This window comes from Streptomyces sp. NPDC001822 (genome assembly GCF_042892135.1).
Classification (GTDB): Bacteria; Actinomycetota; Actinomycetes; order Streptomycetales; family Streptomycetaceae; genus Streptomyces.
This window is the reverse complement of sequence record NZ_JBIATW010000010.1, coordinates 269,397-285,358: the sequence shown is the minus strand read 5'-3', so window position 1 is coordinate 285,358 and position 15,962 is coordinate 269,397. Positions and strand designations below refer to the sequence as shown.

General features: G+C 69.6%; 11 protein-coding genes. 6 read left to right on the top strand and 5 right to left on the bottom strand.

The features are described 5' to 3' along the window. Nucleotides 1-55 precede the first annotated feature (55 nt). A complete protein-coding gene (locus ACFYY2_RS23790; RefSeq protein ID WP_382470261.1) occupies nucleotides 56-244 on the top strand; it encodes a hypothetical protein in 189 nt (62 codons plus the stop codon). Here the strand turns inward: ACFYY2_RS23790 and ACFYY2_RS23785 are convergent. Then, on the bottom strand, nucleotides 229-1,026 hold the full coding sequence (locus ACFYY2_RS23785) for a very short patch repair endonuclease (RefSeq protein ID WP_384492860.1): 798 nt from the start codon (nucleotides 1,024-1,026) through the stop codon (nucleotides 229-231). The two genes, ACFYY2_RS23790 and ACFYY2_RS23785, sit on opposite strands and share 16 nt — an antisense overlap. Continuing rightward, complete coding sequence (locus ACFYY2_RS23780) at nucleotides 1,023-2,372, bottom strand: DNA cytosine methyltransferase (RefSeq protein WP_388746041.1); 1,350 nt, start codon at nucleotides 2,370-2,372, stop codon at nucleotides 1,023-1,025. Before ACFYY2_RS23780 ends, ACFYY2_RS23785 begins: the two co-directional genes overlap by 4 nt. A gap of 1,340 nt (nucleotides 2,373-3,712) precedes the next feature. Between ACFYY2_RS23780 and ACFYY2_RS23775 the strand changes: the two genes are divergently transcribed. The 5 genes from ACFYY2_RS23775 to ACFYY2_RS23755 all read left to right on the top strand — a co-directional run bounded on the left by ACFYY2_RS23775 (nucleotide 3,713) and on the right by ACFYY2_RS23755 (nucleotide 9,402). Beyond that, nucleotides 3,713-6,016 carry an N-acetylmuramoyl-L-alanine amidase gene (locus ACFYY2_RS23775; RefSeq protein ID WP_388746039.1) on the top strand — a complete coding sequence of 768 codons (2,304 nt, stop codon included), beginning with the start codon at nucleotides 3,713-3,715 and terminating at the stop codon, nucleotides 6,014-6,016. A gap of 454 nt (nucleotides 6,017-6,470) precedes the next feature. Continuing rightward, entirely contained in the window at nucleotides 6,471-7,100 is a 630-nt protein-coding gene (locus tag ACFYY2_RS23770) for an RNA polymerase sigma factor (RefSeq protein WP_388746037.1), read from the top strand. Beyond that, nucleotides 7,097-7,810 (top strand): hypothetical protein, encoded by a 714-nt coding sequence (locus ACFYY2_RS23765; RefSeq protein WP_388746035.1) that lies wholly within the window; start codon nucleotides 7,097-7,099, stop codon nucleotides 7,808-7,810. The genes ACFYY2_RS23770 and ACFYY2_RS23765 overlap by 4 nt, the downstream gene beginning before the upstream one ends. Nucleotides 7,811-8,035: 225 nt before the next feature. Then, nucleotides 8,036-8,557, top strand: a complete 522-nt coding sequence (locus ACFYY2_RS23760; RefSeq protein ID WP_388746033.1) for an SMI1/KNR4 family protein — start codon at nucleotides 8,036-8,038, stop codon at nucleotides 8,555-8,557. Nucleotides 8,558-8,790: 233 nt separating this feature from the next. Next, nucleotides 8,791-9,402: a hypothetical protein gene (locus ACFYY2_RS23755; protein ID WP_388746031.1), complete on the top strand. Its 612-nt coding sequence runs from the start codon at nucleotides 8,791-8,793 to the stop codon at nucleotides 9,400-9,402. Nucleotides 9,403-9,490: 88 nt separating this feature from the next. Here the strand turns inward: ACFYY2_RS23755 and ACFYY2_RS23750 are convergent, their stop codons facing one another. From ACFYY2_RS23750 to ACFYY2_RS23740, 3 genes are all read right to left on the bottom strand, one after another. Then, nucleotides 9,491-13,915, bottom strand: a complete 4,425-nt coding sequence (locus ACFYY2_RS23750) for a hypothetical protein (protein WP_388746029.1) — start codon at nucleotides 13,913-13,915, stop codon at nucleotides 9,491-9,493. Between the two features lie 240 nt (nucleotides 13,916-14,155). Further along, nucleotides 14,156-14,605, bottom strand: a complete 450-nt coding sequence (locus ACFYY2_RS23745; protein ID WP_388746027.1) for a DUF2690 domain-containing protein — start codon at nucleotides 14,603-14,605, stop codon at nucleotides 14,156-14,158. A gap of 693 nt (nucleotides 14,606-15,298) precedes the next feature. After that, nucleotides 15,299-15,682, bottom strand: coding sequence for a hypothetical protein (locus ACFYY2_RS23740; RefSeq protein WP_388746025.1), 384 nt, complete (start codon nucleotides 15,680-15,682; stop codon nucleotides 15,299-15,301). Nucleotides 15,683-15,962: the final 280 nt, after the last annotated feature.

Genomic DNA, 15,962 nt, shown 5'->3' with positions numbered 1-15,962 from the left:
CCGCGGATCAGCAGGTCTGGTGGCGGACGTAGGCGGCTCTTGGGAGACTCACCCCGTGATCCGTGAACCCGCCGAGGTATCCGTAGAGTCCGATGGACGCGTCGAACTGCCGTTGGGGCTGCTGGCCGAGGCCGGCCTCAACGTCGGGGAGGGCTTGGTCGCGTTCAGCGACGGAGACGGTCGCATCGTCCTCCGCCGCGCCGCAGACGCGATCGACGACCTCTTGCGTCACGGGACGCTGTGATCGTCCTGTACCGCAAAGCCGCGAACGGCCGCGGCGACCCGGCGTGCCGCTCGCACAGGATCCTCATGCTCCCAAATTCTGATGGCGCGCCATCCCGCGTCCGCCAGAATCTGGTCGGTCTGGGCGTCTCTGGCTCGATTCCCTTCGATCTTGGTGCGCCAGAAGTCGCTGTTCGTCCGGGCGGGCCGGCAGTGGTCAGCGCAGCCGTGCCAGAAGCACCCGTCAACGAAGACGGCGACGCGGGCCCGGCTGAAGACCAGGTCAGCGGTTCGCCTCACGCCGGGTAGCGGTCGAGCGGAGACGCGATAGCGCAGGCCCTCTTGGTGCAGCAACGAGCGGATCCGCAGTTCAGGCGCCGTATCGCGACCGCGGTTCCCGCGCATCACCGACCGTGTGGCGGATGAAGACGCCCACGATCCTTCGGGGACGGGACGCTTCTCGACCATGCCCCGGTTCTGGGCGATCTTCCATGCCTGCTCGAGATTCGCCACTCGCGTCAGGTGTTCGACCTCACCGACATACAGAGTGGGTGAACGGCCATCCTCCGACCATCGGAGATAGGCCCGGATGCGGCGAGTGCTGGGCAACACCTTCAACGTGATCGAGCCCAGCGCGTATTCGCCGTCCTTCCGCCTGACGTAGCGTTCCTCGCGACCCCCAGCAGCGCGATCTTGCTCCGCGGTGATCGTCTTCCTGGTACGTCCCTGACGCCCTCGCCATGCGCTCTCGGGCGGCGGCTTGTCCTTCCAGCCCTCTTGCCGGGACGCGGTGGCGTCTTTCACGAACGGCGCTCCGCGTCGTCGAGGGCCTTCGCGACAGCGCTGGTGAAGACCTCGCCCAGTTTCACGGGAACCGCGTTGCCGAGCTGCCGCATCCGTTCACCGCGCGGACCAGCCATGCTCCACTGGTCGCCGAACGTCATGACCCGGGCGGCCTCGCGCACGGTCATGTACCGGTGTTCGGGGCGCATCAGGCCCGTGTTCTCGTCGCGCACCAGGTTGTCGAGCTGCATTACCGACTCGCCGCCGGGGACACCATGCACTCCAGCCTTGACGGTCTTGGCTGGCCTGTCGAGTTCGTTAGGAGTGTGCCCGTGGTAGATCCTCGCACCGGGCCACCCGATGTGGTCAGGGAAACCACCTTGCTCAGTCGTCTTGTCCAGCGCGCGAGGGTTGATCTTGGGTAGCCCCAGTACCGCGTCCCGAAGGGTGAGCCATGGCTGGAGCTCCTCATCCCCGCTCTCGAACGTCAGCTGCTCGTTCTCGTAGCGCGTCTTCACCAGGTCGATGACCCGCTGCGGAATCTTGGCGCCCTCCGCCTCGTGACGGCTCCAGTAGGGGCCGTCGAGGATCGCTCGCGCGAGGGCCGCATGGGAGTGGGTACGCGCGACAGCACGCTTGACCAGACCAGGATCCACGCCCAGGTCAGCGCGAAACGCAAGGAGGATGACGCGGTTACGGATCTGCGGCACTCCGTAGTCGGCCGCGTTCACCTCATGTTGAGTGACCACGTAGGTCTCCGCCGGATCGGTGTCCTTCGCCTTGATCCGATCGCGCAAAGCCTGGTCGTGCTTCTGCCACGAAGTGCCCTCTCGACGCCGCACGAACGGCAGAGTGAGCTCGCGCTTGATGTACTCGAAGTAGGGCCTGAAGGACGGGCGAAGAAGTCCTCGGACGTTCTCGCAGACAACGGCCTTGGGGCGGATCTCGCGAACGGCCCGGAACATCTCAGGGAACATGTTTCGCTCATCCTCGTCGCCCTTCGCGATCCCACCAAGGCTGAACGGTTGACACGGAGGACCTCCCGCCAGGAGATCGACTTCGCGGTCCTTGAGGAACGTCATGTCCAGCATGCGGACATCACCGGTTACCAGAGGTGGGTAGAGCGGCTTCTCGTCGGGGCCCCCGCTCCCGACTCCATTGGCCCGCTGCTTGTCGATCTCACGCAGCACCTTGACCAGCACCTCGGAGTCAACGCCCTCGGGATACGCGTCGAAGCGGTTCCCCTCAAGCGTCTCGCACGCCCTCTTGGCGAACTCGTTGAGCAGCACATGCCGGAACCCGGTGTTCGTGCTGGCCTGAACCAGCCCGCCCCCGCCCGCGAAGAGCTCTACCGACGTACGTTCCATAGTTTACCCACTCCTAGCAGTTCAGCGCAGGGAAAACCATACCGCGGAGCAGTGGTACTTGTTACCGATCGGTCAAAAGAAACCCCTGTGATGTCGTAGCTCTGACGGATGGGCGAGGCTCGGCCTCACCCTGGCGACCGAAGGAAAGGCCACCCGCATCCCGTTCTCCGCCGTCCAGTAGGACGCCGCTCCCGCCGTGGTCGGCGAGGCCGCGGGCTGACGGACGACGACTTCTTCACCGCCGGCACCGAGGACCGCTACCTTGACGTGTTTTGGCTCGCTCCCGACGAGGTTCCCGGTCGTTGAGAGGTGCGTGAAGAGCTCGCCCGGACCCTCAACGGCTTGCCCCGCCACGGGCGCACGCTGGGACACGACGTGAAGGCCAATGCCGACTTCCTGACCGAACTCACAGCCTGACCTTGCTGGACGCCGGGGTCTCGGTTTCTCCGCGTGAGTGAATGTCCGGGCTTTCCGCTACGGAACGTGACTGCCTGGGGGAGCCGTCGGCGACGAAGGTTGGAGGGCTCCTCTGGCCCGGGCCGCTCCAGTGGCGTTACATGGGAAAGTCGCCTCTACCGCCCATTCACAGAGGACGGCAGTGCTGGAGGGCGGTGTGGCGAACGCCTAACCGATCCCCGTCCGAGCGGGATCGAGGGGGATGTAGCCGGATGGAAACGGGTGGCTTTGTCCGTTGTTTTGGCATCGTCGCAGGTGAGGGGCGTCACGCTTTTGGGTTCGAGTCCCACCCGCCCCACCGAGCATCCCCAGGCAGAATCGTTCTGACCTGGGGAAACGCGCGTTTGGAAGGCGTTTTGCGTCCGGCGGACGCGGTCGTGAGATGACAGCGAACGAGACGCTCGGGTGCGGGAGCGGGTGCGACAAGCCTCACGACGCCGTGACCCGGCCTTTCTCCAGCGTTGCGTTCCTTGACGGGGGCGCGGGTGCTCCCACGACGGTCGGTGCGGTGCCCGGTGGGCGAGGCGGGCTGGGGCACAGGCGCCTGGTAGGGGTCGGGCCTGCCTCTGCGGCGCTCCTGCGGCGGGGTCCTTGCGGCCGGGGTGTGACACCTGGGGCGGTGGTGGCGCTGCATGAGTGAACACATCCAGCGCATCAGGATGCCGGCCGGTCCGTCCTGGGCTCGCACCCGCAGGCCCAAGGCGGATCATCACATGGCATGACCGGCAGAAGGACGTGTCGGACGACTGGCCCCTCACTCTCCGAGGGCGGATCTCGCCAGTCTCCACGGACGGCATCGGGGCCGGGTTTGCGACCAGCGCTCGGTGTCGTCCGCCATCGGTACATGCGGCTCGGAGCCTTGATGAGCCGAGTCATACGGATCAATGTGGGGGTGGGGCTGCGTGAAGCAGCGTCGTATATGGGTGACCGCGGCCACGGCTGTGGCGGGGCTGGCCGGAGTGCTGGTCTTCCAAGGGGCCACCGGCGGTACGGGGGCGGGTGTCCAGGCGGACGGGGGAGGCGCCCCCGTCAAGGCACGCGCCAGGACGGTGCAGTTGGCCACGAGCGACGACGGCCGGTCCGCCGCCCTGGAGCGGCGGGACGCAGAGCCCTTCAGCATGGTGGGGGTGACGTGGACGGATCCCGCACTGCACGTCCCCGGCGTGATCGAGGTGCGGACGCGGTCGGCGGAGTCGGGGCGGTGGTCCCGCTGGACGCGGCTCGACGGCGACAGCGGCCAGGGCGAGGGCGGTGCCGCACGCGGCGGCACCGAGCCCGCGTGGGTCGGCGCCTCCGACGGCGTCGAGGCCCGGGTGCGATCGGGAGCGTCGACGTCGGCAGGACTGCCTGCGGGCCTGCGGCTGGACATGGTCGATCCCGGGAGCGGCAGGACCACGGGCCTGGAGCCCGCGGCGTTCGCCGTCGACGAGAGCGGCGAGCCCACGCCCGCGGATCCGCCGTCCGACCCGGGTCAGCCGACGCAGGGCACAACTCCCCCCGAGACTCCCGCGAGTGGTGAGCCGCCCACCGAGCCTCCGGTGAGCGAGCCGCCCACCACGCCACCGGCGCCGAGCGATTCAACGCCGCCGCCGTCGCCTTCGCCGTCCGCTTCCGCGACGGCGAGCCCCACCCCGACCGTGAGTGTGCCGCCCGCGCCGCCGTCGACCGCGCCGCAGCCGCCGATCACGTCACGTGCCGGCTGGGGAGCGGACGAGTCGATCAGCCCGGAGGAGCCGGGTTATCTGCCCGGCGGGAAGATCAAGGCCGTGGTGGTGCACCACACCGCCGAGTCGAATTCCTACACCTGCGCCGAAGGCCCGGCGGTAGTCCGCGGCATCTACGCCTACCACGTCCGGCAACTGGGCTGGAAGGACCTCGGCTACAACTTCCTGGTCGACAAGTGCGGCACGGTCTACGAGGGCCGCAAGGGCGGCATCGACCGCCCCGTACTGGGTGCGCATGCCTACGGCTTCAACACGGAGACCACCGGAATCTCGGTCCTGGGCACGTACACCGACGCCGCACCGCCACAGGCCGCGATGGCCTCGGTCGCCCGGATCGCCGCGTGGAAACTCGGCCAGTACGGTGTCGACCCGGCAGGCACCACCACGCTCACCGCCGGTGACAGCGGCCTCAACTACTTCGGCAAGACCTGGGCCAAGGGCGCGCAGCTGTCCTTCCCGGTCATACACGGCCACCGCGACGGCTACAACACGCAGTGCCCCGGCAACGCCTTCTACGCCCAGCTCGGCACGATCCGCTCCTGGGCCGCCGGCCCCGTCACCGGCCTGGCGGTCAAGTCGATCACCGGTGCCGGAGTATCCGGGACGACGTACTACACGAAGGCCCCCATCACGGTGAGCTGGTCGGCCACCACGCCGGTCTCACTGATCTCGAAGTACGAGCTGCTCGTGGACGGCAAGGTCGTCGCCACCGCCCCGGGCGCGGCCACCTCCGCCAAGGCGACCCTTGCCGTCGGTTCGCACAAGGTCAGCGTCCGTGCGGTCCACCAGTCCGGCAGGACGACGACGACAGCGGCGTCGACCGTGGTCGCGGAGACCACCGCACCGACGTTCACCACCAGGCCGGCCCTCGCTCTGCGCACCGGCACCGTCAACACCGCCGCCGTCCCCCTCACCCTGAGCTGGAAGGCGACCGACAGCGCCGCGCTGAAGGACGTCCGACTGACGGCGCCGGTGACCGCCACCTACGGCCCGACCACCTACAGCGCCGCCCACAGCGCGAAGTCGGGCGCGGCCACCACCTGGTCCATGACGGCCTACGACCGAGCCGGAAACACCGGGGCCGCATCCATCGCCGGCACTCCGACGATCCTGCAGGAGTCCTCGGCCGCCCGGTCCGGCACCTGGACCACGAAGTCCTCCACCAGCTACCTCGGCGGCAAGTCCTACTCGAGCTCCTCCAAGAGCGCGAGCCTCACCTGGACCTTCACCGGAAAGTCGGCAGCCTGGGTGGTCTCCCGCGCCTCCACCTCCGGACAGGCGTACGTCTACGTCGACGGCGTCAAGACCGCTACCGTCGACCTGAAGTCCTCCACCACCAAGTACCGCGACGCGATCTGGACCAAGTCCTGGACCACGAGCGCGAAACACGTCATCAAGATCGTCGTCGTCGGTACCAGCGGCCGCCCGGCCGTCACCACCGACGGCCTGGTCTACCTCAGGTAACGGCTCGGAGCACGCCGTCCCGCGCCCGGCACCCGGTTCCGGGTGTCCGGGCGAACGCCGGCCGCAGGCCCCCCGGGGCCCGCGGCCGGCGTTCCCGCTACCTGCCCGGCCAGTCGGTCGGGGTCGCTCCTAAGGGGGACCGGAGTGTCCGGGCCCAGTACATGAGCGCCTCCGGACCCGGATGCATCACAGGGGGCGGCGGGCGCGCGGACACCGGACCGGCTGCCCCTGCGCCGGAATCCGGTGGGCAAGGTGTCGAAGCGGTTCGCCGTCGGACCGGAGGAGTCCGCCCAGCAGATGTACTTGCTGCTCCACGGACGTGTACCGACGAAGCCGGCGGGATGAGCTCGCCGGCCGGACCCGGCCGAAGCGCGGCAGCCCCCGGCTGTGACGCTTCCGTGTGCCAGGGCGCAGAAGGAGTGGGGAAGGTTCTTGGACGAGTGAAGAGGCACGTGTGGGCAGGGGTGGGGACCAGCGTCGTGCACCGGCGTACGACGCGGAGCTGGGATTGGCCGTATCACGCGCTCAGCAGGGGGACGAGGAGGCCTTCGCGACTGCCTACCGGCTCGTCCACCCGGGTCTCCTCGGGTACATGCGCGGGCTGGTCGGGGACGATGCCGAGGACGTCGCCTCGGACGCCTGGCTGGAGATCGCGCGGGACCTGAAGCGATTCCGGGGGGACGGCGCGGGCTTTCGGGGCTGGACGGCGACCATCGCGCGGCACCGGGCACTGGACCACATCCGCAAGCAGAAGCGCCGCCCCAGGACGTCACTGATCGAGCGTGACGTCCTGGAACTCCCCGGGCGGGCGGACACGGTGGATGAGGTGTTGGAGTCGATGTCCACGCAGTGGGCGCTCGCACAGATCGGGCGGTTGCCGCCGGACCAGGCGGAGGCGGTGCTGTTGCGCGTGGTCGTCGCTCTGGACGGGCCGGCTGCCGCACGGGTTCTGGGTAAACGGCCGGGGGCCGTGCGGACAGCTGCCTACCGGGGGCTGCGACGATTGGCCGGACAGCTGACCTCGGGAAACCGGGCGGAAGGCACTGTGTCCGTGGCGCCGGGCGCACCGAGGGATGAGACATGAGACGCAAGGCGGAAGACGGTGAAGCGACGTTCCGCGCACCGGAGTTCGAGGCGCTCGCGGATGCCGTGCGAGGCCACGCCGAACCGGAGGGCGCCGAACGTGCGCTCGCGGCGTTCCGTGAATTCCGTGCTGCGGAAGGGGCCGGCCCGCAGCGCCCCCGAAGGCGCGACGACTGGCGCCCGTCGCGCCGTTCCCCCGTCTCGGCATCCCTGAAGGCGGCGCTCGGTGCGGCACTCGCGACCCTCGCTCTCGGCGGCGTCGCGCTGGCGGTCGGCACCGGTGCCCTGCACGTCCCCTTCGGCAAGGGCGACGGCGCCGTGGAGAGCCCCCGGCCGTCGCCGGGCGTGGACGCCCCGCGACTCCCCGGCAGTGGCGGGAAGGAGGCGGACCGGAGCAGTCCGCCACCGGCGTCGTCGCCCCCCGCTCCTGCTCGGGCACCCCGGAGCCAGGCGGCGCTGTGCCACGCGTGGGGCAGCGGAAACGGTCAGCACCGGGGCAAGGCGTTTCAGCGACTGGCCGATGCCGCAGGAGGAGAGTCCGCCGTGGAGTCCTACTGTGCCGCTCTGTCCGGTGCGGGGGATACGGCTCCGTCATCGCCGGGGAAGCAGGCCGGGAGGACGGTGCCGGAGCAGCCGAACAAGCCCCCGACGGTCTCTCTCTCGCGAGGCAGGAGCGCGGAGCACGCTCGTAGTGCCGGAAAGCACGAGTAGCCGTTCGAGGAGTCGAAGGTGTCACGCGGCTTCTCCGGCGACCGTGCGTACCGCGGGTGCGGGAGGTCATCTGCCGCACGCGGTCCGGCCGAACGCGCCCGTGGCGGTGCCACGTTGGATGTGTTCACTGCCGAAGGTGAGGCCTCGCGGTCGGCGCCCTGGGGATCCCGGTCTCCATCAACTTGCCGACCGGCATCGGCTCGAAGTGCTAGAAGGAGCCTAGTGGTGGCAACTCTCCCCGAGATCCAAGCCCTGTTGGGCGAACCTCGGTTCAACTGGTCGGACCCGGCTCCGTGGATCGAGCTCGAAGACGAACTCGGTATCGAATTCCCGGCGGATTTCCGCGAGATCGCGGACGCCTACGGTTCGATCACGATCAACGGCCAGTTGTATCTCGAACACCCCGCCGGGCATCTTCTGCACAGCCTCGGAAGAACCGTCAGGGAGAATCTGGAGTTCTGGCGCGAGGAGGACATGGCGCCGTTCCTGCCGGGCCCGGCAGGAACGAACCCCGGTGAGTTGCTTCCGGTGGCGTCGGCCATGACGGGGGAATGGATCTTCCTTCGCATTCCTGATGGACCCTCGCTGCCCTGGCGCGTGGTCGTGCAGGAGATGGACAGCCCGGCGGGGACTCTCCACGAGATGACGTTCGGTGAGTGGCTGCTGGCCTATCTCAGGGGCAGCGACGTGACGTTGTGTTCTCGCAATTCCGCGCCCGACGGGCCGTTCTTCGAGCCCCTGCCCTGAATGAATGCTGTGGTTCCTGTCCCGGTGACAGGGGACGCCACCGCATGAACCTTCCGTGAGCACAACGGAGCCCCGCCCTCGGATGGTGGGGCTCCGTTGCGCTTCGCGACCGATCCCGCCGCGTGGGCGGCCACCCCCTGCGCGCCGCGCCACCGCGGACCGCAAGATGTGGTGACCGCATGTCCGTACGCGCGGGGCGGGGGAGCCGCCGCGCATGACGAGGGGACCAACCCGTGAGTCTTGTCCATACCGTGGCCCGTCTGGACCGGTGGCTGCAGGAACACGCCCCGGGCGACTTCAGCCAGCTCGCTCCGCCCGCGGATCCCCGACTGGCCGACGCCGTCGCGGGGAACCGGTTCGACCTGCACCCGGACGTCCGGTCCTGGCTGGACCTGCATGACGGTTCCGTCATCGACCGGGTGATCGCCGCCGGTGCCTTCGTGCCCACCGACTTCCCGCTCCTGGGTGCGGCCCGCATGTCCGACGGGCTGCGTGACATGGAGGAGGAGGTCGCCAGGGCCGTCGAGGACGACGAGGCGGAATACGTCGTCGGCGTGACGGCGGATGTGCGCTGGCTCCCGGTCGCGCTCAACCACACGGGCGGCCAGCTCGTGGTCGACCACCGGGAGGGGCCCGGGTTCGGCGCCGTCCTGGAGCTGGATCCGTCCGTCGGCCTGAACGGTGTGAAGCGCTGGGACAGCCTGTCGCACCTCTTCACGTCCGTCCTGGACGCGCTGACCGAGGGTTCTCCGGTCCCCACGGCCACCGGGCGAAAGGCCGTTCCCCGTATCGAGGCCGACGGGGTGCCGCTGGCCCATGTCGTCTGGGACGTCCACTACGGCTGAGCCCGCCCCCGCCCGCGCGCACCTGCGGGCCCGCACCTCGGTCGGTGCGGGCCCGCAGGCGGTCTTCCGTCCGTGAGGACGCCGGTCGCTAGGCCGGCGGACGCACGGTGCACACGTCGGTCAGGGTGCAGCCCTCGACACCCGGCACGTCCATGTAGAAGGCGTCGCCGTCAGCGACGCGCGCCTTCGTGTAGAACCCGGACAGGCCGGGGCCGCGACCGGCATCCATGTTCTGCTTGCCGGCCATGCTGGCCCGCCCGCAGGGCTCGTTCCAGGACGGCGGGTCGTAGTTGTCGTCGTCGAAGAGGCGCCAGGTGTCGTCCGGCTGCTGCTTGGCGTACAGCTGGGCGCACACGCCGCCACTGCGCACCGGAAGCCACTGGCCGCCGCTCTCCTGTGCCGCGGCGAACGGGAACTCGTCGCACTGGACCTCACCCTTGGCGTCGGGTGTGGCGTCGCCGTGCGGGACGAAGGCACCCGGGCCGGTCTTCCGGCAGATCGTGTTGCGGTTGTACTCCTGGGCGGCGGTGTCCGCCAAGCGGTGCATCGGCTTCCCGCGCGACCGGCTGCCCGGGTGGGTCGACAGCTCCTCCCGCATCACCCAGTAGTAGGTGGCCGCCGCCGGGTACCGCTTGGTGTTGGTCTCCCAGGTGGGCACGTGCTTCGGGAAGACGCAGCCCGTGGAGTTGGGCACGTTGACGGAGTTGTCGCACCTGACCTGTCCCCAGAACACCCAGCTCGGTTCCTTGAGCTTCACCGCGCCGGCGGCTGCCGCCGCGGCCGAGGTGAAGCCGAGGAAGGTGCCGCGGTCGAACTCCTCCGTCGTACCCGAGACCGGCGTCTTCCACGTGAAGGTCCGGGTGGCCGACACCCAGTGCGTGTCCACCACCGGCTCCCACACGGTCGGACCGCTCCACGTCCCGTTGTACGTCGTGTCGCAGTTCGGGCTGCAGGTGGCGTCCCAGTAGTCCAGGGTCACCGGGCCCAGCGTCGTGTCGATGGACAGGGCGCCCATGAAGAGCTTCTCGCGGGAGGCCGCCTTGTTCTCCAGAAGGATCTCCTGCCGCACCATGAACACGGCCGTGCCGACGGTCTTGCCGTCGTGCTCCCAGCGGATCAGCACTGCCAGTTTGTGGCAGCCTTCCCGCCGGGTGAGCGTGTAGCCGGAGACATCGGCGTTGTCGCACCACGAGACCAGTGGTGTGTCCAGGGCGGCCGCCCGGTCCAGCGACCTCTGCTGTTCGGGGGTGGCGTACTGGTCGATGTCCGGGTCCAGCGTGATGCACTGCCGGGTGCCCTCGTGGTCGGTGTCCCTGCACGTCTCCTTCGGCGTCGCGGCCAGCCTGGACACCGAGGTCACGCCATCGGGTGCGGGCTGCTTCTGGCGGTCCGTGTCCTCCCACTCCGGATCGGGGGCGTCCTCGACGGCGTCCGGGATGACGATGTCGGGCGTGGTGCTCCAGTTGCCGGGCTCGAAGGCGACGGCGTCGAACGCGATGTCCTCGTCGCCGGTGCCGTCCGCGGTGACGGTGCTGAGCCTGACCTCGGGCGTGATGCCCTTCGTGCGGTAGGCGCCGAGGTTCACCCAGCGATTGCCGCTGCCGGGCTGGGAGACGGTCTTCGTGGACCAGCCGTTCTTGGTCCTGATCTGGTATTCGGCCTGTTTCGTCTGCGCGCCGTGGTCGGGCAGGTGCACCCACACCCTGGCGTCCTTGTCGAGCGTCTGGTTCAGCTTCCAGCTCCCGGTGATCTTCAGACGGTTGCCCTTGGCGTCGTCCTGGCGGGTGTGACCGAACCAGAAGTGGCTTCCGAAGCCGGCGCCCAGCTGGTGCAGATCGACCTTGGAGGGATAGACGCTCTCGCTTCCGTTGTTGCCGAAGTCGAAGGAGAAGGTGCCCTTGCCGGTCCAGCCGCTGTTGTCGCAGCCCGGCCGGTGGACGGCTGTGCCCTGCGGTACGTCGTCGACGATCAGCGCGCCGGACGGCAGGCCCGTGGTGGTGCAGACCGGCGGGTAGGCCGTGCCGTTCGGTTCCTCACCCATGCTGGTCGAGAACCGGATGAACTCGTAGCCGCAGGTGTCGACGCAGTCCGTCTTCCAGGTGACCGGCTTGTGCCACCAGCACATGAAGTCCTCGCGCCCGCACGGGCCCGACGAACCGTTGTCGTTGGAGGCGCTGTCGGAAATGCGCCCGGGAAAGCAGTCGTTGGACGTTGGCTCGCAGAACGCGTCCTCCGGCGCCTTGAGATGGGCGCGGTTGTAGAAGGCGCTGCCCTTGGTGGAGACGCTCTCGTTCGTGCCGTTCCAGGTGGCGGGACGGAAGGCGGCCACCATCACACCGGGGGACTCCAGGAACGCCGGCGGGTGGGCGGCGAAGCCCAGGACCTTCTCCTGGTACGGCCAGTTCTGCGGCCGGGCCGCCGCGCTGGCGTCCTCGCCGCCCGCGGCGTTCTCCATGAAGGGCAGGCGCCCGGCATCCCACTCGGGGTTGGCGGGGTTGTTGGCCCAGCCGAGTCCCCAGGGAGCGCCGTTGCCCTGATCGGGGTGGAAGCCCGAGTTGTACGCCCACAGGGCGAAGTACCAGTTCTCCGGGCGGCCGCTGGTCCCGTGGTTGGCGATCATGCCCGCGGCCCGGGTCTCGTTCCACTTGGAGACCAGGATCTGGAGGCCGGCGGCGATGTTGGCGGTGTAGTCGAGCGCCGCGGCGCGCTGCTTCTGGTAGTCCCAGGCGGCGCCGCCGTGACCGTCCTCGCGCCCGGCCATCCGCATGTGGTCCGTGACCTGTGTGATGCCGTAACCGCAGTCGGCCTCGGCGAAGTCGACGTCCCAGTCGTTCGAGCTGTCGCCGTCGTAGAGGTCGATGCCGTAGTAGTTGCCGATCAGCGGGTTCGCGGTGACCCCGGGCACGGCCTCGCGTGCCGCCTGCCACATGTTCGACTCCTGCGTGGTCACGCCCAGCATGACCTGCGCCATCGCCCGGCCGCCGCCTTCGAGGGCGGGGTTGAGGAAGAGGCTCTGGGGGCTGTAGGCGGGCATGCCCAGGCTCTGCCAGTTCGCGGGACGCGAGATGTGGGTGTTCAGGTAACCCTGCACCGCCTGGTCGACGGCCCACTCCACCTGACGCGGCTTCGGCTGCATGGCCTGGTTCCCCGGGTCGTTGCGGGGCACCGAGCAGGTCCGCTCGTCCTCCACCGGGTCGCTCGGCGAGCTCGCCGCCGCTACGGCTGCCGCCGTCCGCCCGGCCGCGGTGGATCCGCCGGTCCGGGGTGCGGCGGAGGTCCGTATGCCCGGGGAGAGAGAGCGCCCCTCGGCCGAGTGACGGGAGGACACCTTGGCGGTGACGGCTCGAAGCGTCCGGGTCCGGCCGGACTCCCGGACCGTCAGGTCGAGGTCGACGGGCCGGCCGGTGGTGCTCTCGCCCGGCTGCAGCAGGGTGCCCTTGCCGTCGGCCCACCGCTGGTGGGAGACGAGCGCGGTTCCCAGGGTGGACACCTGGGCGTCCTTGCCGGCCTCCGGTGCCCGCGCCACCCCCGCGGGGACGGCGGTCCGCGGGGCGCGGCTGGGACCCGTCACGTAGACGGTGCTACGGCTACGGGTCACTCCGAGCCGGCTCAGCGGACCGACGGCCACCTGGGCGGGCCGTGCCTTCGAGGCATCGGGGCGCGTCAGCGCCTCGGCGCCGAGATGGCGCGCGGTCGCGGTGCTGCCCCGGTGGTCCAGGTAGAGCAGGCCGCCGTTGGCGTCCGGGGCCAGACGGAAGGGGACGCCGTCGGTGCGGGTGACGGTGGTGGCGCGTCCCTTCTCGTCGAGGGAGATCACCTGGGCGCCGCGGGCCGCGAGCGTGGTGGCGCCCGGACCCGGGACCGCCGACGTGACCTGGCCCTTCACCGTGGTGGGGGAGGCGGTCCGCCCCGTGCGGGCGTCCAGGCGGAGCAGCCGGGTGCCGGGTCGCGCCTCGCTGCCGGACTGGGTGAGCACCGCGGTGTCACCGTTGCCGCAGCCGGGGTTGTAGTAGGAGAGCGAGGAGAGGACGGGCAGTTTGCGCACCGCCCCCGTGGTGAGGTTCACCACGGCGGTGAAGCCGCCGCGGGCCATCAGTTCCGGCTTGTTGGTGAAGGTGCGCGGCGCGTAGACGACGACGGCCTGATGGCCCGAACCGGTCACACAGGCGTTGCCGATCCACGCGTCCGCGTCGAAACCCGGCTCGCTGAGCGTGGCCAGCGTCTTCCACCCGTAGCCGGAGGAACCGGTGGCCGTCAGCAGGTGGAAGCCGTCGGCGTCTCCGCTGGTCGTCCATGCGACGTCCTGTGAGGACTTCCACTGCCGGCCGAGGAGCGAGGAGCGTTCCGACGTGGGTACGGAGGTGGGGTTCGAGGTGGCGGGCGAGGCCGCGGGGGCGGGCGGTACGGAAGGCTCGGCCGCTCCGGCAGGAGCGCCCGACAGGATGCCGCTCAGCACCGCGGCGGCTGTGAGAGCCGCCCACGATGCCCGTGGTCTGGACAGGCGATGACGCATGAATGTGCCTTTCAGTGAAGTTCACCGGACAGCCGGACGCCGGTGGTCCCGCCGGGCGCGGGCAGAACGCGGACACCCGTGTGCCGGGCACACGGGTGTGGAGCCGCTCGCGCGGAGAAGGGATGGGGAGGCGGGAACCGGAGCGGGAGTGCTCGCCGGGGCCGGGGGTGGGGCAGGTGGTGCGGGGCGCCCGGGAGCCGCGATGTGCGGCCCCCGGGAGTCAGCGGGCCTGAGGGCCGGTCAGAACTTGGTGCTGCAGGTCATGGGGTACTCGTTGCCCTGGAACTTGACGCAGACCCGGTAGTAGTAGGAGGCCCCGCCGAGCATGTTGGACCAGTCACTGCCGTTGTGCGGGATCTCGACGCTCAGCGAGCGGATCAGCTTGCCGGCCGAGTCGTACTTCTCGATGTAGCCGAACGAGTTGTAGATCGAGTTGCCGGAGTCGTCGGTGACCCGCACCCAGGCGGCGGAACAGCCCGCGGACCACCGGAGCTCGGCCTTGCGCGAGTTGTTGGTGATGGTGCGCTGGGTGGTCACGCTGGAGGTCTCGCACGCGGTCGCGCGGGGTCCCTGGTTGTCACAGCCGGTGCCGCTGCAGCTGGCCGCATAGGACGTGCCGGCGAGCGGGATGAGGCCGAGCGCGACGGTGGCGGCGGAAATGGTGGCGAGGCGGGTGACTGCGGTCTTCATGTGTTTCTCCTGGGCGAGCCGGCCCCGTGCCGGGCGCGTGCCCCCGGACCGGCGATGAGCGGACCAGTCGTCGCGAGAGCCGGCCGACCCACCGATGCGGTGAGGAGCGGTCACCCGCCTGCCCCGCGGCCCGCGCCCGTCGCCGTTGGCGGGCATGCCGCGGAGAGCGCGGTGAGCCCGCGTGTCGCCTTCCCCCGTGAACCGCCCCATGGAGCGGTGGACGCCCGTGATCCCCCCGACGTCCGCGGCTGACCCTAGTTCGGCGCGGTCGGCCCGACCAGAGAAAATGTTTTGGACATGTCAGATTTATCGGGGCAAGGAAGGTGTGCCGTGCATAGATTTTGCACAGAAACGGCAAATGTCTGGCTGGAATTGATCGGGTGTCTGAAAACAGACCATGGAGAGTGCCGGGCGGGTGAGGGGCCTCGCGCTGTGGCCGCGGGAAGCTGCGCGGCGGCCCGGTCCCGGCGCCGCTGCCGAGGCGGCCGGGCGGGCCGTGGCCGTCGACGGTGGTGCTGGTCGACCGGGCCGCCCGTATCGCCCTGCCCGGAACGGACTTGCGGACCATCTCGGCCGACAGGGCGCCGAACACGCCTTCGTGAATGTGGCGAGTCCCAACTCCGTCGCTCATGCGCGGGTTTGTGCGGTAGAAGGGTTACTTCTCGATGTGGCGAACCCCGCCGCATTCTGTGTTCAGCCTTCAATGCGGATCAGGTAGGGGCTCATGTCGTCGTCGGCATCGCCGGCCCGAAAGCCCGCGGATCCGAGAATTGCGATCAGCGTCGCGTACATGTGCTCAGTCACCAAGCTGAAATGCCGGAATACCGATGACTGGATCTCGCCCTTCTGCGCACGCTCCGCCGCAGCGCGATCGAGGGACGGGCTGATCAGCCACCTGACGAAGACCCCTCCCCTGGAGTCATCTGCCGGGTCCACCCAGACCAGCGCGCCCGGCGCGGCAGGCGCCTGGTGGACGTCCTGATGCACGGTGAACCCGGCCATCGCCAACGCTTCGGCCACCCTGCCGGCCAGATCGTCCCGCTCGGCGATCTCCGCCTTGCTCGCCTTTTTGATCATCGCTACCTGCTGCCTGCTGTCATTTCGCCATGAGGTCAGGAGAAGGGGTGGGTGGCCCATCGGATCACCCACCCCATTGCATCTCACGGGGCAGCCCTCAGGGGAGCCCCGGGCCCGGATCAGAACCGCCGGAACATTCTCGAACGCGCCGTTCATCCGTCCATTCGATCCCCACCGCGCGGACCACGTCCTGGTTGCCCTCGCGCCCACGCCGGAACAGGCCATGACGAGCGTCCGGAACAAGGCGTACGTGCCCCTATCCCGGTGTCCGAGCCGGCCT

Excerpts from the sequence above, each read along its gene's own strand:
- ACFYY2_RS23780 (WP_388746041.1), bottom strand. The coding sequence starts at position 2,372 with ATGGAACGTACGTCGGTAGAGCTCTTCGCGGGCGGGGGCGGGCTGGTT.
- ACFYY2_RS23775 (WP_388746039.1), top strand. The coding sequence starts at position 3,713 with ATGTGGGGGTGGGGCTGCGTGAAGCAGCGTCGTATATGGGTGACCGCG.
- ACFYY2_RS23765 (WP_388746035.1), top strand. The coding sequence starts at position 7,097 with ATGAGACGCAAGGCGGAAGACGGTGAAGCGACGTTCCGCGCACCGGAG.
- ACFYY2_RS23750 (WP_388746029.1), bottom strand. The coding sequence starts at position 13,915 with ATGCGTCATCGCCTGTCCAGACCACGGGCATCGTGGGCGGCTCTCACA.
- ACFYY2_RS23745 (WP_388746027.1), bottom strand. The coding sequence starts at position 14,605 with ATGAAGACCGCAGTCACCCGCCTCGCCACCATTTCCGCCGCCACCGTC.
- ACFYY2_RS23740 (WP_388746025.1), bottom strand. The coding sequence starts at position 15,682 with ATGATCAAAAAGGCGAGCAAGGCGGAGATCGCCGAGCGGGACGATCTG.